Consider the following 26731-nt stretch of genomic DNA (forward strand, 5'->3'; position numbering starts at 1 on the left):
TTATCCTCCTTTTGAGGCTTTCTTCTGCCTTAAAAAGTTTAGAAATGATTTAGAAATTAGTAGCAATAGCATTTTGTAATGCGTTGTTTTATAGTTGATTGCCTGTTGCAGGACTTTAGATTTTTATCTCAGCCCAAATCGTGCGTTTGTTTTGATAATACATTTGCATCAATCTATTTATTGTTTAACTAATTTCTAATAAGATGAAAAAGAAAAGTCTAAAGAGATGCCTTAAAAAGCGCATGATCCTTTTACTGGGTTTTCTTATGATGACTGGTGTTGCTGTTGCGCAACAACTTCAGGTACAAGGAAAGGTGACCGATGCAACGGGTGAAGGTCTTATCGGTGCAAGTGTATTGGTAAAGGGTACAACTTCGGGGGTGATAACTGACATTGACGGTAACTATGTGTTGTTGAATGTCAATCCTGATGCAATACTTATTTTTTCTTATGTAGGTTACCAAACGCAGGAACTGAACGTATCCGGTAGAAACAAGATTGATGTTGTCTTGCATGATGACCAGCAGGTGTTGGAAGAAGTTGTAGTAGTGGGTTACGGTTCATTGAGTAAAAAAGAAGTTTCCAGTTCCATTGTACAAGTGGATAAGAAAAATTTTAATTTGGGGGCTATGAATAATCCGATGGAAATGGTATCGGGAAAAGTCGCGGGCTTGAATGTCAATACGCAGGCAGCTGCCAATCCTAACTCCAGTTCTTCATTACAAGTGCGTGGTGCAACATCTGTTTCTGCAAGTAATAGTCCTTTGGTTGTCATAGATGGTGTGGCAGGTGGCGATATCCGTAACATCGCTGCACAGGATATTGAATCTATTACGGTATTGAAAGATGCGGGTTCAGCTGCTATTTACGGAACGCGAGGTGCTAATGGTGTGATTTTAGTTACAACGAAACGTGGCTCGGGTGAAGCTGGAAAAACGGTAGTCACATATGACAGTTACATCGCTTTTAATGTAGCCAAGCCCTCTCCGGATATTCTGTCGGCTGATGAATTCCGACGTTCGAGACGAGGTACAGACTATGGAGCCGATACTGACTGGTATGGATTGATTACTCGTGATGTAGCATACGACACAAACCAATATATATCTATTGATGGTAGCACAAAGAATGGTTTCTATGGTGCTTCCTTCAATTACAAAAGTGCCAATGGACTTGACATCGTGAGTGGTCGTGAAGAATTTGGAGGTCGTTTTTCTATGGAACAGCGTGTACTGGAGAATCGCTTACAATTCAACGGTTCGTTGAGTGCACGTCGTGTAAATGAAACCTGGGGAAATGATGGTTTCTTCGATAGGGCACTCACAATGAATCCTACAATGCCGGTATATAATGCAGACGGTTCGTATTATCAGCCTACTTCTCCTACGGGTGCAACCAATCCGGTTGCGGAGCTTGCTTTGAGAGATAACAACGGTCAGCGTATGTATTTGTTGGGCACGGCTGAGGCAAAACTGAATATTTTGCAGACAGAAAAGCATTTGTTGAATACAACATTAAGTTACTCATTGCATTACAATGACATGAAGCAACAATATTATGCTTCGTCTGCTGGTTCGGAGTCCTATTGGAATGGTTATAAAGGACGTGCGGAAATGAAGTATCAGAAATGGTATACCAATCGATTGGAGTGGTTGGGCAATTATGCACTGAACTTGGGCGACCACAATATTAAGGCTGTAGTGGGCTATACTTATGAGAATTCTATCTGGGAACAGATTGGTGGTAGTAACAACGACTTCTCTTTTGATAATACGAAATATTGGGATTTGGGCAGTGGCTCTTATCTGAAGGATGGTTTGGCAAGTTTATATAGTGGTCGCTCTGAATCGACACTTATTGGTTTCTTTGGTCGGTTGAACTATAATTGGAAGGATATGCTTTTTGCATCGGCTTCGTTGCGCTATGAAGGCTCTTCCAAATTTGGTACTAACCAAAAGTGGGGGTACTTCCCAGCAGCCTCTTTGGCTTGGGAAATGATGGAGATGGGTTTTATGAAGAATACCCGGAAAGTATTGACTAGTTTGAAACCACGTGTTTCTTTCGGTATTACCGGTCGTTCGGATTTTGATGCTTATAAATCACTTTCTACTTACAATACCAATGGCAGTTATCTTTTTGACGGGCATTGGGTAACGGGCTATGCTCCCTCCAGTAATGCTAATCCGGATTTGGCTTGGGAAAAGAGCGTTGCGATTAATTTGGGTGTTGACTTTGTTCTATGGAATCGTTTACGTGGTTCAGTGGAGTATTTTGACCGTAGTTCTAAAGACTTGCTTTATACGTACACGGCACCTCAACCGCCTTTTGTCTATTCCACTATTTTGGTTAACGTTGGAACAACGAAAAATACCGGTATAGAAGTATCTTTGGATGGTGATATCCTTACTAAGACAGCAGTGAAGTGGACGAGCGGAATCAATTATTCTTATGGAAAGACTAAGTTGACCAAACTTTCTAACGATATTTACAAGGCATCTTATCTTGACCTTTATTTAAAACCGGGTACTGGTTCCAGCGAATATTTCTTCCGTGTGCAGGAAGGGGGAGAGATAGGGCAGTTCTACGGTTATGAATATGCAGGTGTTGACGAAAATGGCAATATGCTTATTTTGAATGACAAAGATGAGCAAATACCGATTTCTCAGGCTGATGCCAAGTATAAACGTTATATTGGCAATGGTGCTCCCAAGCACTTCTTGTCTTGGAGTAACAACCTGACTTGGAAAAACTTTGATTTGAGTGTATTCTTCCGCGGTACATTCGGCTTTGATGTATTCAACATGCGTAAATATGGTATGGGGCTTCAGGGATGTGGTACAGATAATGTTCTTCGCTCTGCGTATCTGGAAGATAAGAATATTCGTACTGGTGGTGGAGTAATATCTTCCTATTTCCTGGAGGATGGCAGCTTCATAAAACTGGAAAATGTAACCTTGGGATATAATTTTACTCCTAAGAACCGTAAGTTACTGGATAATATGCGCATATATCTGTCTGCCAAGAATCTGTTTACCTTGACTGGATACTCTGGCAATGACCCTTCAATTATAGATGTGAATGGTATCCAACCGGGAGTAGATAGTAATAGTGCTTATCCTACAGCAACTCAATTGAGTTTAGGTGTGACTCTTCGCTTTAAATAAATGAGAAACAAATTATTAAAAATATGAAAGATATGAAATATATAAAATGTCGTTGGTTATTGGCGATGATTATGTCATGTTCACTTTTCTCTTGTACTAATTTGGACGAGGAAGTGTTCGACCGTGTGGATGCCGGAATTTATTATCAAGATGAGACGAGTGTTCAGGGGGCAGTGGCAGCCATCTATTCGAAAGCTGCATATAGTTATTTGGAATACTTCTGGTATTTGCAGGAGTTTTCTGCCGACCAGGTGGCATGGCGCAGTTGGAACGGTGGACTTTGGGGATGGGATGAGGCATTGAAGTTTGCTTTGTCTTCACATACCTGGACGTCAGAATCAACCATTATTCGCCAAACTTGGGAGAATGCGTGGACCACTATTGGGCTTTGCAATACGCTTATTACAGATTTGCAGGCAATCAGCCCCGCATCTATACGCATGACTGAGGATGCTTTGAATAGTTATATTGCCGAAGTACGTACCCTGCGTGCTTGGGCATACTACAATATCTTTGAGATTTGGGGTGGAGCACTTCCCTTGAACATTTCTTCGGGTGCGGAAATCCCTGGTTCTGCAGATACTGATTTTGATAAGGGGTGCAAGATTATCTACGATTTTATCAGTCAGGAATTAGATGAGTCAGTTACAGATCTTATGAAAGAAGATGGTTCTGGAAAGACTCGCAACCGCATGAACCAAGCTGCCAATCGTATGATTAAGATGCGCTTGTTGCTGAATTCTGAGGTGTTTATCAAACAAAACAGTTATAATGAGTGTGCCACTCTTTGCCAAAATATTCTGAATGGCGATTATGGTACTTACAGCATTACCGATGACTATCGTGATATTTATTCGATAAACAATGTAGAATGTCCGGAAGTTGTAATGGCATTGGCGATGGAAGTCGGTCAGGTCAATACCGGTTGGATGCGTAACATGCCTTTCATGCCTTACAATTGTTGGGATTACTTTGGAGGTACATACAGCCAGAGCGGATGGAATTGTGTATGCTTGGCACCTTCATGGGATAATTCTGGAAATGTACAGCCGTATGGTGGTACTGACAATCCTAAGAGCTTTCTTACCGACTACGGTGATAAGTTAGGAGCAGTTTATGAACGTTTCCACGATAAAGATATCCGTAAGCAGAACTATGTGTATAATGAAACAACAGGAAATTATCAAGGCATTTTCTTGAAAGGGGCTATTAAAGCCAACTATGGTAAGGGTGCAGCTTTGAAAGCAGATGCCGATCGTGACGGTCAGGATTTGGTTTATGTGGACCAGGTGGGTACATTCCTTAATTTAGGACGTAATCTGGAGACTGTCATGTCACCTCGCTGGGGTGAAACGAATTCAGGTGTCCGTTTGGTAAGATATCCGGTTTATCCGGAGAGTGCAGGCATTGATTTCCAAAACATCGATGAGGTGGAATTCCGTTTGAGTGAAGTGGTCTATACTCTTGCTGAATGTAAAATGCGTGCAGGTGATGCGGAAGGCGCTAAAGAACTGGTATATAAAGTAAAAACACGCTATTTTACAGATAAGTCGGCTCTCGAACAGCCCGGTCCCGGTTTTGCATCCTTTGATATGGATTGGATGTTGAGTGAATGGGGACTTGAATTCTTGGGAGAGGGGCGCCGTCGTCGTACAGACTTGCGTCGTTTCGATAAGTTTACGCAAGGACAATGGTGGTTCTTTGGCCGTGCCACGGACGATGGTTTAAGCTATCCGGCTAAACGTGACCGCAAATACGAGTGGTATCCCTTGCCCCAGTCTGCCCTTATGGTAAATCCGGGACTGGTACAGAATCCTAATTATTAATCATCCTATAATAATAGTAACAATGAAAAAATATATATGTAATCCGCTATGGCTTTTGTTGCTTTTTGTAGCTTTCATCAGTAGTTGTGACAAGGAGGAAATTGTGTTTGACCATGAGTTGCCGCAATTTGAACTTCGTAGCGATGCTATCTTGCTGGAGGTGATTATGCCCCAAGGAACTGGTGCCGATGAAATAATTTATATTGCAGGCGATTTCAATGGAGGTCAGGATGCTGCTTCCGGAGACCTTAAGTGGCAGATGGAGAAAGCTGCAAACAATGATGTTAAATGGGGCATATACCTCTATCCGGAAGATTTTGTTAATGGAAAGACACTTGCCGATGGCTTTTATTTCGTTTCTAAGACACAAGGCATAGAGCGTACTTTGCAGAATGGGGATGTTTTACATCAAATTTCGGCTAAGGTAGGTACTCGCACTGATATAACGGTAACCCGCTGGAATGCTTATTTTGAGGAGCCGGAAGACCCAAGTGAAGTGACCCATGACGGTTATGCTGTGTTCGTGATGGACAATACAGGTTGGGATGCACTGACACTTTATGCGTGGGGAAATGATTTGCCGGAACTTTTTGGAGGTTGGCCCGGTATTTCACCTACTGGTAGCGTTGAGATAAAAGGAATTACCTATAAATACTTCGATACAGGTGAAGCAAATAAGGGATTGGTTTACAATTTGATATTTAACGATAATGGAGTAGGTTCACAATTTGATGGACCACAGAACTTTACTCTTGACCGTGACATATATTTGGAAATCACAGAAAGCGGTTGGACGGAAATAGATCCGGATGCAGTGGTCATCCATGATGGTTATGCCATATTTATTGAAGACCAGTCCGGATGGGCAGAAACAACCATATATGCGTGGGGAAATGATATACCGGAACTCTTTGGCAGTTGGCCAGGAATATTACCAACCGGTAGTGTTGAGATAAAAGGTGTCACGTATAATTATTACGATACAGGTGAAGCAAATAAGGGATTGACTTACAATCTGATAATGAATAATAACAATGGAGGCTCACAATTTGACCTCGCAGCAGTGACGCTTGATCGAGATTATTATTTCCGTATTACGGACATAGCTGGTGAGGAGATTGACCCTGACAATCCGGACGGAGATTCTGAACCGGAATCTGAAGTGGCTTTTGTTTCTAATCAGAATAATTACTTGAAACGAGTTTTGTATAGTAATAAAGATGTTAAATGACCTATTGGCAGAATGAGATTGGGGATAGGATATCTCTTTTCAATCTTGCGGATATATGTCCCAAGGCTTGGTTTTTCTATCCCAAGCCTTGGGATAGAAAAACCAAGCCTTGGGAAGGAGTTGTCTCTTAGCTCTTCTGTTTTTTAGTATTGGCTTCCGGGATTTTTAGTACTAAGTCTTAGTATCTTTTTTGCCAATGTCCATCACTGGAGAGTTTGGTTTTTCCTTTTGCAGATATCAGTTCCGCCAATGAGTATAGGTATAGATAAAAAGTAGAAATATGAAAAAAGTAATAATTGCGACACTGCTCTTTACGATGCTACATTCTTGTATGGGGTGTAGTGATAGTCAGAATGACATGGAGTCGGTTTTCGTTCCGCAGGAAGAATACATGGCTTCGGATATGGTGATTTATGAGGCAAATCCCCGCATCTTTGCCGAAGAAAATGCGTTCTCTGCCATCAAAGCAGATCTTGGTCGTATTCAGAGTTTGGGAACTACCATTCTTTGGCTGATGCCTGTAAATGAGCCGGGAGTACTGAAAAGTGTGAATTCACCTTATTGTATAAAGGATTATAAAAAGCTGAATACACGTTACGGAACAAAAAAAGACTTGAAAGAGCTGGTAGATGCTGCCCATGCCAAAGGAATGAAAGTGATTCTCGACTGGGTTGCCAACCATACTTCGTGGGACAATGCTTGGGTTACTGAGCATCCGGATTGGTATACGCAGGATGCAAATGGCAATGTGGTGCAACCTCAAGAACAGCCCTGGGCGGATGTTGCCGACTTGAACTTCGACAACGAAACCATGCAGCAAGCCATGATTGATGCCATGAAGTATTGGGTAACAGAAATTGGTATTGACGGATACCGTTGTGATTATGCCGAGGGGGTACCAGATACTTTCTGGAAGAAAGCAATCGCCGAGCTTCGTACACTTGATAATAATCTGCTGATGCTTGCCGAAGGCGGAAAAACGTCTTTAATGAACAATGGTTTCAACCTGCTCTACGGCTGGAACTTCCATAGTAGACTGAAAGACTATTATGCCGGTAAATGCTCACTTGCTGACCTTTATGCTATGAATATTTCCGAATCGGAGGGAATGCCGGAGGGTACGTTACGGTTACGCTATTCTACTAATCATGACCAGGCAAGTGAGGCTTCACCGATAGAATGTTATGGCGGTGAGCGTGGTGCCATGTCTGCTTTTGTATTGGCGACCATGCTCGAGGGGATACCTCTTATTTATAGTTCGCAGGAAGCAGCCTATCCGCAGTCACTTAACTTTTTCAATTACGGAGTTATAGACTTGAAGTCCAATGAAGCCTTTGCGCAAGAGATGGCAGAAATCATCAGAGCCTATAAAGCTACGAGCAGTGTACGTGGTGGTGAACTGGAAGTTTATACTACCGGAGATGTCGCTTCATTTTATCGGGCAGCAGGCAGTCATGGCATGTTGGTCATGGTGAATACCGCCAATGAGTCTGTACAACTGAAAGTACCTATGGAGCATGCTGGCAAGACCATGACCGATGTGATTGCCGGTGTGGATGTGAAGTTGCCTACAGTAATGACGATGGAACCTTATCAATATTTTATATATCAACAATAACGGATGTATATGAAACATGTATTATTAACAGTTGTATTTCTGGGAATTGCTTGTGTGACTATGGCACACGAATTGTTATCTCCCAATGGGAATCTGAAACTCAATGTGGTGCTTGATTCCGAGGGTGTGCCGGTCTATAGCTTATATTACAAAGGAGAGACGGTTGTAGAACCTTCTGCCTTGGGAATACTTATGGAAGAAGCGGATTTGTCAAATGGTTTCCGGATTCTTGATGCAACAAATTCTACTTTTGATGAAACCTGGATGCCTGTATGGGGAGAGTATGAAAAAGTCCGTAACCATTACAATGAACTTACTGTCACTCTCTCACAACCGGCAAAGCACGACCGTACGATGATTGTACGTTTTCGATTGTTTGACGATGGACTCGGATTCCGTTATGAGTTGCCGGAGCAGAAAACCATGAATTATCTGACGGTAAAAGACGAACTGACGGAATTCAATCTGACCGGTAATCATACACTCTATTGCATTCCCGGTGATTATGATACGAATGAGTTTGCCTATACTACTGCGGCCATTTCCGAAGTGCGCGAAGCTATGGAACGTAATCTACGTAAAAAAGGATATGAAGCTAAAGCGACTTCATTCACAGTACAAACACCTCTTATGATAAAGACTATCGAAGGACTTTATATCAATATTCATGAAGCTGCCTTGGTGGATTATTCTGCCATGTTGCTGAATGTGGATGATAAAGAGTTTAACTTCTCTGCTCATCTTACCCCCGATAAATTAGGAAAGAAAGGATATCTGCAATTACCGTTGCATACCCCGTGGCGTACAATTATGGTTAGTGACGATGCACGTAACATCCTTGCTTCCCAGTTGATTCTTAATCTGAATGAACCTTGTAAGCTGGAAGATACTTCTTGGATTAAGCCACAGAAATTTATCGGTGTCTGGTGGGAGATGTTTACTGGTGGAGGAGGTACATGGGCGTATAGTGACTATTATAAGGCTAAACCCGGCATAACCGACTATTCAAAGTTAACTCCTAATGGACATCATCCGGCCAATACTGAACATGTGAGAGAGTACATAGACTTTGCGGCGGAGAATGGTATTGATGCGGTATTGGTTGAGGGCTGGAATGAAGGTTGGGAAGATTGGGCATCCTATCGTAAGGACCGTCAGTTCCTTTTTGACAAACCTTATCCGGACTTTGATGTTGCGGCACTGCATGCCTATGCCAAATCAAAGGGGGTAAAGATTATCATGCATCATGAGACGGCTGCTAATGCTGCCGATTATGAGCGGCAGCTGGATGTAGCCTTTCAATTTATGGTAGATAATGGCTATAATTCTGTAAAGACCGGATATGTGGGCTCAATTATTCCCCGTAGTGAATATCATTCCTCACAATGGATGAACAATCATTATATACATGTGGTGAAGCGTGCTGCTGATTATAAGATTATGGTAGATAGTCACGAGGCTGTTCGTCCCACCGGCTTGTGCCGGACCTGGCCCAACTGGGTAGCGCAAGAATCTGCCCGTGGTGGTGAGTTTGAATCTATGGGGGGCAATGATCCGGATCATACTTGTATTTTGCCGTTTACTCGGTTGAAGGGTGGTCCGATGGATTACACTCCTGGTATTTTCCAGACAAAACTTTCGTATTATAATGGTTCGAAACCTAAAGGTCAGGCGGGTACTACATTGGTAAAACAATTAGCTCTATATGTAACGATGCCCTCTCCGTTACAGATGGCAGCAGACCTTCCGGACAATTATCGCCGTTTTCCCGATGCGTTTCAATTTATTAAGGATGTAGCGGTGGATTGGAGCAATTCTTGGTATCTGGAAGCCGAACCGGGTGATTATATCACGGTGGCTCGTCAAGCCAAAGGAAAACAAGAGTGGTATATAGGTGCTATTACCGACGAACATCCCCGTACGGCAACTATTCCTTTCTCTTTCTTACCCGAAGGAAGGAAATATGTTGTTACCGTTTATGCAGATGGTCGGGATGCAGACTGGAAAGATAATCCGCAGAGCTATGACATCCGTCGTGGCATAGTAACGTCAAAGAGTGTGCTGCGTCAACCCTTGGCAAGTAGTGGAGGGGTGGCTATCAGTGTTCGAGAAGCAACAAAAGAAGAGGTAAAAGGATTGAAGAAATTATGAAGATTGTCCGTGCAAAGTAATTGTTATGTTGCAGATTTAATACAAGTATTTAAGAATTAAAGTTAGCAATTGGAAAGGCATAGTCCGTGAGGATTGTGTCTTTTCTCGTAAATTATTCTTTATCTCTTGTTTCCTTTATTGCAATTCTTCTATATTTATACCATTATAGCGAACTGTAGACAGAGTACGAGAAGAATAGACCGTTTAGGTATGAATAGAGGATGCCGGAGTGACATTTTATCATTCTTTAATCAAAATCTAACCGTAAAGTTTAGCTATTTTGAAAAGTTTTCCTATATTTGCGGTGTTATTCGTTGACACTTTGCTTGAATAACGTTTAGTTAACAAGGTAATAACCTTTAAAACGTAATATTATGAATATCGAACGTATCATGGCCTCTTTAGAGGCAAAGCACCCCGGCGAGTCTGAATATCTTCAAGCCGTAAAGGAAGTTCTTCTTTCCATCGAAGATATCTATAACCAACATCCTGAGTTCGAGAAAGCAAAAATTATAGAACGTCTGGTCGAACCTGACCGTATCTTTACTTTCCGCGTTACGTGGGTGGATGATAAGGGTGAAGTTCAGACGAACCTTGGCTATCGTGTACAGTTCAACAATGCCATTGGCCCGTACAAAGGTGGCATTCGTTTCCATGCTTCCGTAAATCTCTCCATCCTCAAGTTCTTGGGCTTTGAGCAGACTTTCAAGAATGCTTTGACTACATTGCCTATGGGTGGCGGTAAGGGTGGTTCCGACTTCTCTCCGCGCGGAAAGAGCGATGCTGAAATCATGCGCTTCTGTCAGGCTTTCATGCTGGAATTATGGCGTCACCTTGGCCCGGATATGGATGTGCCTGCCGGTGATATTGGCGTAGGTGGTCGTGAAGTGGGATATATGTTCGGTATGTATAAGAAGCTGACTCGCGAATTTACGGGCACATTTACCGGTAAAGGACTGGAATTTGGCGGTTCGTTGATTCGTCCTGAAGCAACAGGATTCGGCGGCTTGTACTTCGTGAACCAGATGTTAGAAACTAAAGGTATTGATATCAAGGGCAAGACCGTTGCCATCTCCGGTTTCGGAAACGTGGCTTGGGGCGCTGCTACCAAGGCTACCGAACTGGGTGCCAAGGTGGTTACCATCTCCGGTCCCGACGGTTACATCTACGACCCGAATGGCATCAGTGGCGAAAAGATAGATTATATGCTGGAACTTCGGTCATCGGGCAATGATATCGTGGCACCGTATGCCGACGAATTCCCCGGCTCTACTTTCGTGGCAGGCAAACGCCCGTGGGAAGTGAAAGCGGACATCGCTCTGCCTTGCGCTACCCAGAACGAGCTGAACGGCGAAGATGCACAACGCCTCATTGACAACAAGGTGACATGTGTAGGCGAAATATCCAATATGGGATGTACGCCCGAAGCTATCGACCTTTTCATTGAAAACAAGATTATGTATGCACCGGGCAAGGCTGTCAATGCAGGCGGTGTGGCTACCAGCGGACTGGAAATGTCACAGAATGCCATGCACCTCAGCTGGAGTGCAGCCGAAGTGGACGAAAAACTCCACGCCATCATGCACGGAATTCATACTCAATGCGTAAAATATGGGACAGAACCTGACGGCTACATCAACTACGTGAAAGGAGCGAATATCGCCGGCTTCATGAAGGTGGCTCATGCCATGATGGGTCAGGGAATTATCTAAGAGAAAAACTTTGTTTAGTTGTATTTGTATTTGTGGTTTGTGCTGCCCTACGCCTGTGAAGGTATGGGGCAGTACTTTTTTTGAGAATGGAAAATTGGCCTTATGGCATGTTTATATAATGCAGTGCTATTCTTAACTTTCCATTCTCAATGAAAAAATTGTATCTTTGTCGCACGAAATCATAAATGACAAAGAGATGTTACTACCTGAATTGAAACTGAGACGTGATAAAATACGCTCTCTCATGGCTCAACAAGAGATTGATGCCGCTCTTATCGCTTGTAATGTAAATTTAATCTATACGTACGGACGTGTTGTCAGTGGTTATCTGTATTTGCCGTTGAATGCTCCTGCCCGTTTATTTATCAAACGTCCCAACAATATCAAAGGGGAACATATACATCTTATCCGTAAACCGGAACAACTCCCTGATTTGTTGAAGGAATGCGGCTTGTCCATACCTGCTAGATTGATGCTGGAGGGGGACGAGTTGTCTTTTACGGAATATAACCGTTTGGCTGCTTGTTTCCCTGAGACGGAGGTGCTTCCTTGTGGTACGGCCCTTATCCGGAAAGCCCGAAGTGTCAAGACTGGAATGGAGATTGAGATGTTCCGTCGTTCCGGCATTGCACATGCCAAGGCTTATGAACAAATACCTTCGGTTTACAGACCGGGAATGACAGATTGCCGGTTATCCATAGAAATAGAGCGCTTGATGCGTTTGGAAGGTTGTCTGGGCATTTTTCGTACATTCGGGCAAAGCATGGAAATTTTTATGGGAAGTCTGTTGGCAGGAGACAATGCCACTGTGCCTGCCCCCTATGACTTTGCTTTGGGAGGCGAGGGACTTGACCCGTCACTGCCTATTAGCGTAAACGGTGCACTGTTGAAGCCCGGTCATAGCTTTATGGTCGATATGGGAGGAAACTTTTATGGTTATATGGGCGACATGAGCCGCGTATTTTCCATCGGAAAGTTGCCGGAAAATGCATACGTTGCCCATCAGGTTTGTCTGGACATACAAGAGGCTGTTGTAGCAAAGGTGAAACCGGGAGCCGTTTGTGAGGACCTTTACAATCTTGCTGTCAATATTGTCACCAAAGCAGGCTTTGCCGATAACTTTATGGGAACCACTCAAAAGGCTAAGTTCATCGGACATGGTGTCGGTCTGGAAATAAATGAAATGCCGGTATTGGCTCCGCGCGTGAAGCAGGAACTGGAACCGGGCATGGTCTTTGCATTGGAGCCAAAGATTGTTTTGCCGGGCATCGGTCCCGTCGGTATCGAAAACTCTTGGGTTGTAACGGCAGATGGAGTAGAGAAACTGACGTTGTGCAAGGAAGAGATTGTGGAACTTTGATAATGGGAAAATGGATTATTGATAATTGAACTGTGCAGTGTGTTTCGTGAAACCGCATGGCAATTATCAATAATCCATTTTTTATTATTTGACCCTTCTGTTAAGCTGATTGTTCGCTTTCGAGGGTTTTGATTTACCAATTCGTTTACCAGTTGGCTTGGTTTTGTTGTTTCGTTTTGGTTTTATTCCAGAATGATTATTCGCCTTCATAATATTGACGTAGATAATAGCGGGCTATGAAATCCCAGTTTTGTTGCAGTATTTCTTTTCCTTTCGGGAAGGGGAGTTCCACGTCAGGTAGAATTCCTTTTGCCATTCCGTATTTCAGCAGGTCGAACGGGCAGTAGCAGGGCTGGCAGAACATACCGTATCCTTCCGCTGCCGCGCGCTTGGCATCATACATCGGGTTATGCGCTTCACAGAAGCAGGCAGCTACGTTGTGGGCAATGAGCATACCTTTGGGATTGGCATAGATTACGAATTCCTTTTTATGCTCCAAGTCGGGTAGCAGTGCCGATGGTTTATTTTCCCATTTCAGTATATCGACAAAGAAGACGCATAGCTCTTTATAGTTGGTGAAATATAGCAACGGTTTCCCTTTGCTGTATTCCAGGCAGCGGGAAGCTAGGTTGCTCAACTTGGTTTCCGGAGTGACTTCCGGAAGCGGAGTAATGGGCATGTCCGGCAAGTCGGTTCCCGTCACCCAAAGACAGGAGGATGCTTCTTCTCGGATGGGAGCTTCTTCAAAACGTGCGTCCATCAGTTTGTACACAGTTTGGCTCAGCGCAAGTAGCTCTTTGTCATAAGGGCTGAACAGGGTGTAGTTCTGGTTGGGAGAGCCAGGCTGTGATTTCAAGGTCCATAGTACGAATGCTATGTCTTCCGGATTTATTTCATCGGGCACGTAATTATCGGTCAGCAGATAAAACGGCAGATGAGTTCCGTATATTTTCTGGTGTGCTTCGGTGAAAAGTTTCCATCCTCCGTTTTGGGCAATGGCATCTTGAAAGTACATGCCGAGAGCAATGGCCGTATCTGCTTGTGTGCGGCAGTCTTCCTTGCAGAATAGGGGAGAGGCTTCGACGGAGGGTAGGATACTTGTGGCAAAGTCCAGATACCATTTGTCCGTTGGCAATATACGAGTACGTTGATTGGCCTTTAACCAATGTTGTATGTGGATTGTTGTCATAATCTCTTTAATGCCAGTTTGATGACTTGTTCTACCGGTGCACTTGGCTCTTCCTTCAAAATGGCAAGTACCACTTTTTGTGAGGGGGCTTGTGCAAAGCCCAACATGGTAAGGGCAGCTACGGCTTCTTCCTGTACTTGCGTATTGGCGGCCGATATGAGAGTACCCATGGTTCCGGTATTGTCGGCTGCCACACTGCCGGTCTTGATTTTGTCTTTCAAGTCCACAATCACCCGTTGGGCAGTTTTCAGTCCGATGCCCTTGACTGTTTTCAGCAGATTGGCGTTTTCCGTGCTGATGACATTTATCAGTTCGGATGGCGAGAGTGCCGAGAGAATCATGCGGGCTGTGTTTCCGCCGATTCCTGACACGGAGATGAGCAGCAGGAATAGTTCGCGTTCCTGCTTGTCGGCGAAGCCGTAGAGGATATAGGCGTCTTCACGGATAGCTTCGTATATATATAGCTTGCATTCTTTCTTGCCTTGGATGGCGGCATACGTGTTCAATGAAATATTGACACCATATCCCAGTCCGTTACAGTCTATTACTGCGGTTGCCGGACTTAGTTCGGCAATCCCGCCTTTGATGTATTCTATCATAATTCTTTTGCTTGTTGGCCTAAAATGCGCCTTGCGCACATATCATCTGCGAATGTATGAATTATTATTGGACTTTCACACACTAAAAAAAGAAAAACTGTGTGAAACAGCAGAGACTTTTGCCGATATAATAAACTAAAATGATTACTTTTGCGCCGATAAAGTAGAAAACTGATAAATAAATTCATAAAAAGAATGAAAAAAGTAAGAGCAGCCATTGTTGGCTATGGTAATATCGGGCACTATGTGTTCGAAGCCCTGCAAGCAGCTCCCGATTTTGAAATTGCCGGTGTAGTGCGCCGTGCCGGAGCTGAAAACTGTCCTGCGGAGCTGGGCGGATATCCCGTTGTGAAGAATATCAAGGAGTTGAAAGATGTGGATGTGGCTATCCTTTGTACGCCTACCCGCAAGGTGGAAGAGTATGCAAAGGAGATTCTTGCTTTAGGCATTCATACTGTGGACAGTTTCGATATCCATACGGGTATCACTGCCTTGCGCCGTACACTGGATGCAGAGGCTAAAAAGCATAATACGGTATCCATCATTTCTGCCGGCTGGGATCCGGGTAGTGACTCTATCGTCCGCACCATGCTGGAAGCTATTGCTCCGAAGGGCATTACCTATACTAATTTTGGTCCGGGCATGAGCATGGGACACACTGTGGCTGTGAAGGCCATCGAAGGGGTGAAAGCCGCCCTTTCCATGACTATTCCCACGGGAACCGGCATTCACCGCCGTATGGTGTACATCGAGCTGAAGGATGGTTACGAATTTGACCAGGTGGCTGCCGCCATCAAAGCCGACCCGTACTTCGTGAATGACGAGACACATGTGAAATTGGTTCCGAGCGTGGATGCACTGCTCGATATGGGACATGGGGTAAACCTGACCCGTAAAGGGGTGTCCGGCAAGACGCAGAACCAGCTATTTGAGTTCAACATGCGCATCAATAATCCTGCCCTCACGGCACAAGTGCTGGTATGTGTGGCGCGTGCCGCTATGCGTCAGCAGCCGGGTTGCTATACAATGGTTGAAGTTCCGGTAATAGACCTGCTTCCGGGCGACCGTGAAGAGTGGATTGCTCACTTGGTATAAGGATACGAAAAAAGCAGATGACGTGTTTGGTTCAAACGCATCGTCGGCTTGTCCCGAACACATCATCTGTTTGATGCAAACGCATCATCCGTTCTACTGCGAATGGATGATGCGTTTTTTAGTACGCTCGGCAGTCCTTTTTTTTAGAAGAAATACCTCAGTATATCATTGAAGTTTGCCCAAATCAGCAAACCGAACAAGAGGAACATGCCTGCCATCTGTGCGCGTTCCATAAACTTGTCGCTGGGCTTGCGGCGTGCAATGATTTCGTAAATGAGGAATAAAACGTGTCCGCCGTCCAGTGCGGGGATGGGCAGAATATTCATAAAGGCAAGGATGATAGAGAGGAATGCCGTCATGTACCAGAACTGGTGCCAGTCCCACGTGGCGGGGAAAATGCTGCCGATGGTTCCGAAACCTCCGAGTTGCTTGGCTCCTTCCTTAGAGAATAGATATTTCATCTGGCCCACGTAGCCTTTCAGAGTCTTTACTCCCAAGGATATGCCGGCAGGGAAGGAGGAAAGGAAGCTGTACTCCTTGCGGACAACAGGGAGCAGTTTGTCGGTTTCCGTACGTGCTGCTACACCTATTTCATAGTCGGCATTGGTTATCATGCTCAAAGTATCTGTCACACCGTTACGGACGTATGTCAAGGTTACCTCATGGGATGCATTGGCTTTCTTGCGCTTCAGCATTTCTTCTTTGAAGTCGTAGTAGGCTATAGGCTTTCCATCCAAGTGGGTGATACTGTCACCTACTTGCAGGCCGGCGGAAGCGGCAGGGTATCCTACAATCAGGCTGTCCACTACATAAGGGAAACGGAAACTGGCGAAACGCACACTGTCTGCCAGCAAGCGGTTCATCATGTCTTCGGGGATGTAGACTGAAGCGGCTTTCCCGTCACGCAGTACGCTTACCTGACGGGCATCGACAATACTGGTCAGCAGGTCGCCGTCATAGCGTTCGAACGGTACCCCGTCGGCAGATATTAGAATATCACCGTCGCGGAAGCCTATGGATTTGGCAGTTTCGTTAAAGTCCATACCTAATGGGGCTTTTTGTACTGGTATATATTCGTCGCCCCAAGTAAAAAGTATCATGGAATAGATGAACAATGCGAGCAGGAAGTTGAACAATACACCGCCCACCATAATCAGCAGGCGCTGCCATGCCGGCTTGGCACGAAACTCCCATGGTTGCATGGGTTGCTTCATCTGTTCGGTATCCATAGATTCGTCTATCATGCCTGCTATTTTTACATAGCCGCCTAAGGGTAGCCACCCGATACCATATTCCGTATCACTGTGTTTGGGCTTGAACTTGAATAATGTGAACCAAGGGTCAAAGAATAAGCAGAACTTTTCTACCCGCGTCTTGAATAGACGCGCAAAAAGAAAGTGCCCTCCCTCATGAATAATAACGAGCAACGAAAGGCTCATAATGAGTTGCAGGGCACGAATCAAGAATGTTTCCATCAATTATTTGCTGTTTTACGATTTTTATAATTTTCGCAAAGGTACGTTTTCTTATTTAACGTATCAAATGAGTAGATGTTTTTTATAATTCTTTTCATTCCAATATATCTGTCAAATCAGTTCTTCTGCTATCCGTCGGGCTTCGGTATCCGTAGCCACATAGTCTTCATAGGTGGGCTTCTGCAAGTAGGATACGCGCGACATGGTCTTTTCTATTACGTCACTCATGCCAAGGAACGAAATTTTGTCTTGCAGGAAGGCGGCTACCACCACTTCATTGGCGGCATTGACAATGCAAGGCATGTTGCCTGCACGATGCAGAGCTTCGTAGGCCAGGGCGAGGTTGCGGAAACGGGTGGTGTCCGGTTGCTCGAATGTCAGTTCCGTGCACAGCTTGAAGTCCAGGCGCGGGAAAGAGGCTTTCAACCGGTCGGGGTAGGAGAAAGCGTACTGGATGGGCAGACGCATGTCCGGCATTCCTAGTTGTGCTTTCACGGCACCGTCCTCAAACTGTACCATGGAGTGGATGACGGATTGCGGATGTACCACGACCTCTATCTGGTCGGGACGTACACCAAACAGCCATTTGGCTTCGATTACCTCGAACCCTTTGTTCATCATGGAAGCAGAGTCTATCGTGATTTTGGCGCCCATGTCCCAGTTGGGGTGTTTCAGTGCTTGCACTTTGGTGACGGTTGCCAGTTGCTCCATGGTGCAGGTGCGGAACGGACCTCCGGAGGCGGTCAGTATAACTTTTTCTATTTGGTTGCCTATCTCACCGGCCAGGCACTGAAAAACGGCAGAGTGTTCGGAGTCGACGGGCAGGATGGGGACACCGCTGAAGCGCGCCAGGTCATTGACGAGCTCTCCCGCTACCACCAGTGTCTCTTTGTTGGCAAGGGCTATCGGCTTGCGGGCGCGGATGGCATTCATGGTAGGCTTCAGCCCTGCATATCCCACCATGGCGGTCAATACCATGTCAATGGGATTTTCGGTCACAATCTGGCAGAGAGCATCTGAGCCGGCATATACCTTGATAGGCAGGTCGGCAAGCGCTTCTTTCAGTTGCGTGTATTTCGATTCGTTGGCTATTACCACTGCTTCAGGCTTGAATTTGCGTGCTTGGGCTATGAGTTCCTCTACGCGATTGTTGGCGGTCAATACGTATGTTTCGTACTGGTCGGGATGTTCTTCGATGACCTGCAACGCTTGTGTACCGATGGAACCGGTAGAACCGAGTATGGCAATCTGTTTCATTACTATTATGCTATTTTACAATTTACTATTTGAAGACTAAAATACGATGTAAAGCTCGGGATTTACGGCCCTGCCCTTATGCCAAAGCTCGAAGTGGAGGTGGGGACCGGTGGACATCTCGCCGGTGTTTCCTACCAGTGCGATGGCTTCTCCTCCTTTCACTGCGTCGCCTTCCCGCTTCAGCAGAGAGCCGCAATGCTTGTAGACTGACACGAAGTCCTGATTGTGTTGTATTTCTATCAGATACCCCGTTTCGGCAGTGTAGGTACTCAGTATGACGGTACCGTCTAAGGTGGCTAATACACTTTCGCCCGGATTGGCGGCGATGTCTGTGCCGAAGTGTTTTGTTTCGGCATTGAAGGGAGATGAAATCATGCCGCGCGTGGGGCGGTAGAAAATCAGTCCGTCTATTTCGGGGCGGGCGGTAATGCCTGTCAGATTGTATTTCTCTGTTTCCTCGTACTGCTTGCGGAATTCGGTTTCCCGTTGTGTGCGTTCCATGAGCGAATCTTCGCGCAGGTTGGTCAGCGAGTCGATGGAGTGTATGGTGTCTGCCTTTATCTTGCCCTGGAAGATGTCTTGGATATTCATGATATAAAGGTTCTGTCTGTTCACCAGTTGCTGGAGGGAATCTACGCGTAAGGCATTTTCCACTACCTGGGCACGAATTTCACTGTTCATATATCCGGGCAGGTAGTTGCGCAGCGGGGTGAAGGCTACAATCAAGGAGGCGATGAGAAACAATACGAACAACACGGAGAGCAATACGGACAATCCGTTCAGTTTGGATACGCGCAACGTGATGATATCCTCAAGGGTATTCTCGTTCGTAATCGTCAGTCTGTACTTGAACTTAATGTTATTCCAAAATGCTTTTCTCCGTTTCTTTTTCATACCTCTTCTGTTTCGTCCAAAGCTATCAAACCTTCCGGTAGGTCTACGGTTATGACCTTGTGCTTTTGGTCAATGTCTATAATAAACTCTTCCTGTGCCGGAACCAGCAGTTCTTCTCCCTGACGATCCACCACAAACAGCGTATTGATGGTCGATGTATCCACGTCCGTCACTTCTCCCAGTATGCCGTGGTGTACTTCCTCCATACGGAAACCGACGAAGAAGTCCCAGCTCAGTTCACCCGGTCTTGCCCCTTCCGCATGCTTTACGGTAAAGTAGACCTCAATATTGGTGAACATGCGGGCGCGTTCTGCCGTGTCCACGCCTTCCAGTTTGACAAGGGCGGTGGTGTCGGAGCGGAAACGGTATTCTTCCAAGAAGAAAGGCACCAGTATACCGTCCAGCAGACAGATTAGGTATTCTGCTTCTACTCGGTCAAAGATGTCGTCTGTAAAAGTGAATGACAGTTCTCCGTGAATGCCGTGAGGTTTGTTGAATATACCTATCTTATATACTTCTTCTCTCTTTATCATTTTATTCTATCCTTGTTATTCTTGCTCCGAGCGCATTCAGTCGTCCTTCGATGTTCTGATACCCACGGTCTATCTGCTCTATGTTGTGGATGCGGCTGATTCCGTCTGCACTCATGGCAGCTATCAGCAGGGCGATGCCTGCACGGATATCGGGCGAGGTCATGTTGCCGCCACGTAGTTTGAAGCCGTGGTCATGACCGATGACAACGGCACGGTGCGGGTCGCAGAGAATAATTTGCGCTCCCATATCTATCAGCTTGTCCACAAAGAACAGGCGGCTTTCGAACATTTTCTGGTGAATGAGTACACTGCCTTTTGCCTGAGTGGCAACCACCAGCAGCACACTGAGTAAGTCCGGTGTCAGTCCGGGCCAGGGCGCGTCGGCAATAGTCATGATGGAGCCGTCGATAAAGGACTCTATCTGGTACGTCTCTTGTGTAGGCACGTAAATGTCGTCTCCCTGCTGCTCCATCTTGATGCCGAGGCGGCGGAAACTGTCGGGAATGATTCCCAAGTTTTCGTAGGAGACGTTCTTGATCGTCAGTTCGCTACGGGTCATAGCTGCCATGCCGATGAAGCTGCCCACTTCAATCATGTCGGGAAGGATGGTGTGCCCGGTACCATGCAACTCGTCCACTCCTTCGATGGTCAGGAGATTGGAGGCGATTCCCGTTATTTTGGCTCCCATCCGGTTCAGCATTTTACAAAGTTGCTGCACGTAGGGTTCGCAGGCGGCGTTGTAGATGGTGGTCTTTCCTTTGGCAAGGACGGCTGCCATTACGATATTGGCGGTGCCCGTTACAGATGCCTCATCGAGTAGCATATAACTGCCATGCAGTTGTTTGGCTGATATTTCGTAGATGCCACGCTCCTCATTATAGAAAAAGTGGGCTCCTAAATTTTGGATACCGATAAAATGTGTATCCAGACGGCGGCGTCCTATCTTGTCTCCACCCGGCTTGGAAATCATGGCCTTGCCGAAACGTGCCACCATGGGCCCTACCAGCATGACGGAACCGCGTAGGCTGGAACATTTTTTCAGGAACGCATCACTTTCCAGATAGGCGAAATCAATGTCGGCAGCTTGGAAGCTGTAAGTGTCAATGCCCTTTTTTGATACGCTGACTCCCATATCCCGCATCAATTGGATAAGGTTATTGACGTCCAGTATGTCCGGGATATTGTGCACAGTCACCTCTTCGGCAGTGAGCAATGTGGCGCAGATAATTTGCAACACCTCGTTTTTCGCTCCTTGGGGGGAAATGTCGCCGGAAAGTCTGTGTCCTCCTTCGATTACAAATGATGCCATATTGAATTATAACTCCAATTTAGTATTTCCGTTTATTGTTCCGATTGTTATTCCGGTTATTTTGGTTGTTCACCTTCGGACGGTAGTTCAGGTCGATACGTTCGGCCATGAGTCGGACGATGCTGTCTGTCATTTGCAGTTTTCCGTCAGAGAGTTCGGTAAGGTCGTCTGAAATCTTACGGTCGTCGACGGTATCTTTGTTCCATGCCATGTAGTCTTTCTTCATGTGGTTGCAGATAAGGGCTATCAGGTTTTGTTTCTCGTCTCCTTCCGGGAATTCGATGGCTTTCTTTATCAGTACTTCCAATGTACGGCCGTAGTGGCGGTAGCGGATTTTGGTACTGGGGTAGGGGATGCTCTCTGGCTTGGTATTCAGATTGTCCTTGCGGATAATTTCATACGGATAATCTATATCCAATTGAAAGTTGGCCATGATGGCAAGGTGGTCCCACAATTTATGTTTGAAGTCGGGCACATCGCGCAGATGGGGAAACATGTTTCCCATGATGTTGATGATTGTGTTTGCGCAACGCTGTCGTTCTGCACGGTCTTCGATTGTCAGCGCGTGGTTTACCATATTCTGGATGCTACGACCGTATTCGGGCAGAGGCATCCGCTTTTGTTGAGTGTTATATTGCATTTCTTTAAAGGATAATTGACAATGGATGATTATTTAAAAATGGATGATTATTTAAATAAGTTTCTTTGGCGTGCCGGCTACGAATTCCTTCAAATAGAAGGGCTCGAAATAGGCTACATCCTTGAAGTCTTGTTCGGCTATTGCCTTCTCTGCCAACGGGAACATCATGCCGGCAAGCGGACGAATGCCGTCGATAAAGTGTGCATTGGGATGCGTGATTTTCTCTTTGCATTTGGCTGCGCCATCTCCGAAGAAGTAGACCGGATGTTGCTCTAAGAATTCCAGGTAGGAACTTTCGTCCACAATATCGGCTGCAATGTTGCGCACCGGTTTCAAGGCACGGTCGTAGATGGCAGCATAGACTTCCATGCGGCGAGCGTCAATCATGGGGCAGAGCAGTGCGTCGTCGGGTAACTCATCGTGGTAGAGCAATACAGGTACACACTGGACTTTCAGGGTTTCCAGTCCGATAAGCGGTAGGTTACGTCCATAGCAGATACCTTTTGCCATCGACACACCGATACGCAACCCGGTATACGAACCAGGACCGCAGCTCACGGCGACTGCATCCAACAGCATGGCATGGCTATCGGCAAAGGATAGCGCCTCGTCCACAAAGACTCCCAATGAAACGGCGTGTGAAGGGCCATTCAGGTCCTCTTTCTTGAAAACGTTCTGTCCGTCTTCGCTCAAGGCTACGGAGCAGGCTGAAGTGGACGTTTCAATATGCAAGATACATGACATAACTTTTATTCTTGATTTTAGTAGTGCAAATTTACGTGATTATTTTCACTAATTAAAATAATCGTGTAATTTTGCGCAAAACTATAACATTATGATACAATCTATGACAGGCTACGGCAAAGCAACCGTCGAACTGCCTGATAAGAAAATCAACGTTGAAATAAAGTCGCTCAATAGTAAGGCAATGGACTTATCTGCTCGCATTGCCCCGCTTTATCGTGAGAAGGAGATGGAAATCCGTAATGAAATATCACGGAAACTGGAACGCGGAAAAGTGGATTTCAGTCTTTGGATAGAAAAGAAAGAGAGTGCGGAAAACGCCACTCCCATCAACCAGACGTTGGTGGAGGGATATTACAAGCAGATTTGTGCTATATCAGAAAATCTAGGAATACCTGTACCGGATGCGATGGACTGGTTTGCCACGTTGCTCCGTATGCCGGATGTGATGACTAAGAATGATGTGCAGGAACTGAGTGAGGAGGAATGGACTGTGGTTTATTCGGCTGTGGAACAAGCTGTCAATGCGCTGGTCGATTTCCGCAGGCAGGAAGGCGCTGCCCTCGAAAAGAAGTTTCGCGAAAAGATTGCCAACATCTTCCATTTGCTGGAGGCCATCGCTCCCTACGAGAAAGAACGCGTCGCCAAAGTGAAGGAACGCATTACTGATGCACTGGAAAAGACCTTGAGTGTGGATTATGACAAGAACCGCCTGGAGCAGGAACTCATCTACTATATCGAAAAGCTGGATGTGAACGAAGAGAAGCAGCGTCTTGGCAATCATCTGAAATACTTTATCAATACGCTGGAAACCGGAACCGGACAAGGTAAGAAGTTAGGGTTCATTGCCCAGGAAATGGGACGTGAAATCAATACTTTGGGCAGTAAGTCCAATCATGCAGAGATGCAGAAGATTGTTGTCCAGATGAAGGACGAACTGGAACAAATCAAGGAACAAGTATTGAATGTAATGTGATTTTGATTTACGATTTGACGATTTACGATATACGATTGAAGTTGCTTTGATGTGTATGTCTTGAAACGTCAAGCCGTAAATCTTCTAACTTTAATCGTACATCGTTAAATCGTAAATTTCATGGCAAAACTTATCATATTTTCAGCCCCTTCGGGCTCCGGCAAGTCAACGATTATCAACTATCTGCTGACTCAAAATCTGAACTTGGCATTCTCCATCTCAGCGACCAGCCGCCCGCCCCGCGGAACGGAGAAAGATGGAGTGGAGTATTTCTTTCTGACTCCTGACGAGTTCCGTCGTCGCATAGCCAATGATGAATTCCTGGAGTATGAAGAGGTCTATCAGGACCGTTTTTACGGAACACTGAAGGAGCAGGTGGAAAAGCAATTGGCTGCCGGACAGAATGTAGTGTTCGATGTGGATGTAGTGGGTGGTTGCAATATCAAGAAATTCTATGGTGAGCGTGCTTTGTCTGTTTTCATTCAGCCACCTTCAGTGGAGGAATTGCGCAAACGCTTGGTGGGGCGCGGAACAGATGTTCCCGAAGTGATAGAGAGCCGCGTGGCGAAAGCCGAATACGAACTGGGCTTTGTACCGAAGTTCGATACCGTGATTGTGAACGATGACCTGGAGACAGCCAAAGCGGAAGCATTGAAAGTAATCTCTCAATTCTTGAACGAATGAAACAACGTGGAGGAGTGCACAACCAGTTGGCACCGAGGAGGAAGAACAGCCCGAAGCTGAACAAGGCATTGCTGATTATTAATAGCATTCTGTTCGTCTGCTCCCTTGTTGTGGGTGTATTGTATATACAGCATGGCGAGCCTCGTTCCAGTATTTCAATGTTTCTTATTTCTGTAGTGACGATTTTCAATGCTTGGGCTGCCTGGCGTGCGTTGCAAAGACGTCCTTTGTAAGGTTGTATATGAATAAGAATAAATGAATATAGGAATCTTTAGCGGCTCATTCAACCCGATACACATCGGACATTTGGCCCTCGCCAACTATCTTTGCGAATACGGGGACCTGGACGAAGTGTGGTTTATGGTCACCCCCCACAATCCGCTGAAGGAAGAAAACGAACTGATGGATGACAAGTTACGTTTGAAGCTGGTGCAGCTAGCCACTGAGGGTTATCCCAAGTTTCGCGCTTCCGATTTTGAATCCCATCTGCCTCGGCCTTCTTATACTGTTCATACGCTGGATGCACTAAAACAAACTTATCCACAACATGTTTTCCATCTTATCATCGGTTCTGACAATTGGAGAATTTTCTCCCGTTGGTATGAGTCGGAGCGTATTCTTGCCGAAAACCGTATTCTTGTTTATCCTCGTCCCGGTTATCCGGTGGAAACCGCATCTTTGTCGCAAAATGTGCGGACAGTTTCTTCTCCGGTGTTCGAAATCAGCTCTACTTTTATTCGTCAGGCAATGGAAGAAGGGAAAGATGTACGCTATTTCCTGCATCCGGCGGTTTATGAGGAGCTGAGCAGGTAGCCTTACGATGAGCCGGAGACCGAATGCCTTTCAGTCTCCGGCTGAATTATGTTCATTTATTGTATGCCAATAGGCTTTGGTGTTTGGGTTTACTCCAGACACTCGTCCAAGTCGTGTATCAGTTGTTCCTTGTCTATATGTTGACCGATGAATACAATCTTCTGCATGCGGTCACCGTACTTTTCATCCCAATCTCTCAGCAGTCCCGGTTCTTGTCGCATCAGTTCTATCAGGTCTTCTTCGGGGGCGGTAGCATACCATTGTCCGGCTTCGGTTATTTTCTTCTGTACCCCTGCCTGCTCAAAGAGGAATGACATGTCACGGTTATGGCTGAAGTAACAGACACCTTTGGCACGGATAATGCTGCGAGGCCATTTGGTGGCGACGAAATGGTCGAACTTGTGGATGTCGAATGCCGGACGGCGGTAATAGACAAAAGTGCCGATGCCATATTCTTCCACTTCACCGCTTTCGGTATGGTGGTGATGATGGTGGGCATGGCACTCTTCGTGCTGATGTTTCTCTTCATCATGGTGATGATGGTGGTGTGCTTCCCTCTCTTCTTCCTCGGTGACTTGCCGCTCTATTCCCCGAATCCATCCGGCGGAGGTGGCAGCACGTTCAAAGTTGAAAAGGCCGGTGCGGATAATCTTGTCCAGATTCACGTCGGCGTAATTGCATTCTATGATTTCGGCACCGGGTTGCAGGGTGCGGATAATCTGTTTGATGCGTTTCAGCTCTTCCGGTTGCACTTCTGCGACTTTGTTCAGCAGGATGATGTTGCAGAACTCAATCTGCTGGACAATGAGGTTTTCGATATCTTCGTCGTCAATGTCTTTGCGGGTTAGGTCGCCTCCACAAGAAAATTCACTTTGCAGACGTAAGGCATCCACCACGGTGGTAATACAGTCTAAGCGGCAAATGCCGTATTTGGTATACGCTCCTCCCATATGAGGAATGGAGCAGAGTGTTTGGGCAATAGGTTCCGGTTCGCAAATGCCACTCGCCTCAATCACGATGTAGTCGAAGCGTTGCATCTTCATGATTTCGAACATCTGCTCTATCAAGTCTGTCTTCAGCGTACAGCAGATACAGCCATTCTGCAGAGCTACCAGACTTTCCTCTTTCTTTCCTACTATGCCACCTTTCTGTATAAGGTCTGCATCAATGTTCACTTCACCTATATCATTGACGATAACAGCAAACTTGATGCCGCGTTCATTGGAAAGGATGTGGTTTACCAAAGTTGTTTTGCCACTGCCCAGATAACCGGTCAGCAGTAATACGGGGATTTCTATTGTATTCATAATCATTTCAGTTATAGATTAAGAAGCTGTTTAAAATTTATTGAAGATAAATGTTATTGCAATGAATAATATATTGTAAATCAGCAGGTTAATTGGAGATTTATTTGTAGCTTTTTGAGTGTCAATTAATTAGAGTTATGGAACAATACTCAAC

At 45.6% G+C, this 26731-nt stretch carries 22 protein-coding genes; 12 read left to right on the forward strand and 10 right to left on the reverse strand.

Annotated elements, in window-relative coordinates; genetic code table 11:
* Nucleotides 1–203 precede the first annotated feature (203 nt).
* The 7 genes from E5355_RS10305 (at nt 204) to E5355_RS10335 (ending at nt 13062) form a co-directional block, all read left to right on the forward strand.
* Complete coding sequence (locus E5355_RS10305; RefSeq protein WP_136010296.1) at nt 204–3164, forward strand: SusC/RagA family TonB-linked outer membrane protein; 2961 nt, start codon at nt 204–206, stop codon at nt 3162–3164.
* Nucleotides 3165–3196: 32 nt separating this feature from the next.
* The gene (locus E5355_RS10310; protein ID WP_136010297.1) at nt 3197–4990 is read left to right on the forward strand and encodes a RagB/SusD family nutrient uptake outer membrane protein; all 1794 of its coding nucleotides are present in this window, start codon (nt 3197–3199) and stop codon (nt 4988–4990) included.
* A 22-nt stretch (nt 4991–5012) separates the two neighbouring features.
* Nucleotides 5013–6221 (forward strand): hypothetical protein, encoded by a 1209-nt coding sequence (locus E5355_RS10315; RefSeq protein ID WP_136010298.1) that lies wholly within the window; start codon nt 5013–5015, stop codon nt 6219–6221.
* Nucleotides 6222–6501: 280 nt separating this feature from the next.
* Nucleotides 6502–7839, forward strand: a complete 1338-nt coding sequence (locus tag E5355_RS10320) for an alpha-amylase family glycosyl hydrolase (protein ID WP_136010299.1) — start codon at nt 6502–6504, stop codon at nt 7837–7839.
* A gap of 3 nt (nt 7840–7842) precedes the next feature.
* The gene (locus E5355_RS10325) at nt 7843–9990 is read left to right on the forward strand and encodes a glycoside hydrolase family 97 protein (RefSeq protein ID WP_136010300.1); all 2148 of its coding nucleotides are present in this window, start codon (nt 7843–7845) and stop codon (nt 9988–9990) included.
* Between the two features lie 374 nt (nt 9991–10364).
* Nucleotides 10365–11702 (forward strand): NADP-specific glutamate dehydrogenase, encoded by a 1338-nt coding sequence (gdhA, locus tag E5355_RS10330; protein WP_136010301.1) that lies wholly within the window; start codon nt 10365–10367, stop codon nt 11700–11702.
* Between the two features lie 196 nt (nt 11703–11898).
* Nucleotides 11899–13062, forward strand: a complete 1164-nt coding sequence (locus E5355_RS10335) for a M24 family metallopeptidase (RefSeq protein WP_136010302.1) — start codon at nt 11899–11901, stop codon at nt 13060–13062.
* A gap of 196 nt (nt 13063–13258) precedes the next feature.
* Here E5355_RS10335 and E5355_RS10340 read toward each other — a convergent pair whose 3' ends face one another.
* Complete coding sequence (locus E5355_RS10340; RefSeq protein WP_136010303.1) at nt 13259–14251, reverse strand: DUF3843 family protein; 993 nt, start codon at nt 14249–14251, stop codon at nt 13259–13261.
* Nucleotides 14248–14850 carry a Holliday junction branch migration protein RuvA gene (ruvA, locus tag E5355_RS10345; protein ID WP_136010304.1) on the reverse strand — a complete coding sequence of 201 codons (603 nt, stop codon included), beginning with the start codon at nt 14848–14850 and terminating at the stop codon, nt 14248–14250. Before ruvA ends, E5355_RS10340 begins: the two co-directional genes overlap by 4 nt.
* Before the next feature lie 195 nt (nt 14851–15045).
* Here ruvA and E5355_RS10355 point away from each other — a divergent pair, with 195 nt between their 5' ends.
* The gene (locus E5355_RS10355; RefSeq protein ID WP_136010306.1) at nt 15046–15945 is read left to right on the forward strand and encodes a diaminopimelate dehydrogenase; all 900 of its coding nucleotides are present in this window, start codon (nt 15046–15048) and stop codon (nt 15943–15945) included.
* Nucleotides 15946–16088: 143 nt separating this feature from the next.
* Here E5355_RS10355 and rseP read toward each other — a convergent pair whose 3' ends face one another.
* From rseP to tsaB, 7 genes are all read right to left on the reverse strand, one after another.
* Nucleotides 16089–17420, reverse strand: coding sequence for an RIP metalloprotease RseP (rseP, locus tag E5355_RS10360; RefSeq protein WP_136010307.1), 1332 nt, complete (start codon nt 17418–17420; stop codon nt 16089–16091).
* 111 nt (nt 17421–17531) lie between these two features.
* Nucleotides 17532–18677: a 1-deoxy-D-xylulose-5-phosphate reductoisomerase gene (locus tag E5355_RS10365; protein ID WP_136010308.1), complete on the reverse strand. Its 1146-nt coding sequence runs from the start codon at nt 18675–18677 to the stop codon at nt 17532–17534.
* Between the two features lie 36 nt (nt 18678–18713).
* Nucleotides 18714–19571 carry a M23 family metallopeptidase gene (locus E5355_RS10370; protein ID WP_136010309.1) on the reverse strand — a complete coding sequence of 286 codons (858 nt, stop codon included), beginning with the start codon at nt 19569–19571 and terminating at the stop codon, nt 18714–18716.
* A complete protein-coding gene (gene rimM / locus E5355_RS10375) occupies nt 19568–20104 on the reverse strand; it encodes a ribosome maturation factor RimM (protein WP_136010310.1) in 537 nt (178 codons plus the stop codon). Before rimM ends, E5355_RS10370 begins: the two co-directional genes overlap by 4 nt.
* 1 nt (nt 20105) lies before the next feature.
* Nucleotides 20106–21413 carry a UDP-N-acetylglucosamine 1-carboxyvinyltransferase gene (gene murA / locus E5355_RS10380; RefSeq protein WP_136010311.1) on the reverse strand — a complete coding sequence of 436 codons (1308 nt, stop codon included), beginning with the start codon at nt 21411–21413 and terminating at the stop codon, nt 20106–20108.
* Between the two features lie 19 nt (nt 21414–21432).
* Nucleotides 21433–22053, reverse strand: a complete 621-nt coding sequence (locus tag E5355_RS10385; protein WP_136010312.1) for a DUF4290 domain-containing protein — start codon at nt 22051–22053, stop codon at nt 21433–21435.
* A 51-nt stretch (nt 22054–22104) separates the two neighbouring features.
* Nucleotides 22105–22797 (reverse strand): tRNA (adenosine(37)-N6)-threonylcarbamoyltransferase complex dimerization subunit type 1 TsaB, encoded by a 693-nt coding sequence (gene tsaB, locus E5355_RS10390; protein ID WP_136010313.1) that lies wholly within the window; start codon nt 22795–22797, stop codon nt 22105–22107.
* Between the two features lie 91 nt (nt 22798–22888).
* On the opposite strand from tsaB, the gene E5355_RS10395 reads away from it, so the two are divergent.
* The 4 genes from E5355_RS10395 (at nt 22889) to nadD (ending at nt 25270) form a co-directional block, all read left to right on the forward strand.
* Nucleotides 22889–23773: a YicC/YloC family endoribonuclease gene (locus E5355_RS10395; protein WP_136010314.1), complete on the forward strand. Its 885-nt coding sequence runs from the start codon at nt 22889–22891 to the stop codon at nt 23771–23773.
* Nucleotides 23774–23893: 120 nt separating this feature from the next.
* Nucleotides 23894–24457 (forward strand): guanylate kinase, encoded by a 564-nt coding sequence (gene gmk / locus E5355_RS10400; RefSeq protein ID WP_136010315.1) that lies wholly within the window; start codon nt 23894–23896, stop codon nt 24455–24457.
* Nucleotides 24454–24690 carry a hypothetical protein gene (locus E5355_RS10405; RefSeq protein WP_136010316.1) on the forward strand — a complete coding sequence of 79 codons (237 nt, stop codon included), beginning with the start codon at nt 24454–24456 and terminating at the stop codon, nt 24688–24690. The genes gmk and E5355_RS10405 overlap by 4 nt, the downstream gene beginning before the upstream one ends.
* A 22-nt stretch (nt 24691–24712) precedes the next feature.
* A complete protein-coding gene (nadD, locus tag E5355_RS10410; RefSeq protein WP_136010317.1) occupies nt 24713–25270 on the forward strand; it encodes a nicotinate (nicotinamide) nucleotide adenylyltransferase in 558 nt (185 codons plus the stop codon).
* Between the two features lie 89 nt (nt 25271–25359).
* Here the strand turns inward: nadD and E5355_RS10415 are convergent, their stop codons facing one another.
* The gene (locus E5355_RS10415) at nt 25360–26577 is read right to left on the reverse strand and encodes a GTP-binding protein (RefSeq protein WP_136010318.1); all 1218 of its coding nucleotides are present in this window, start codon (nt 26575–26577) and stop codon (nt 25360–25362) included.
* Nucleotides 26578–26731 lie beyond the last annotated feature (154 nt).

Origin of the sequence: Bacteroides muris (ex Afrizal et al. 2022) (genome assembly GCF_004793475.1) — a bacterium.
In the GTDB taxonomy this organism is placed as follows: domain Bacteria; phylum Bacteroidota; class Bacteroidia; order Bacteroidales; family Bacteroidaceae; genus Bacteroides; species Bacteroides muris.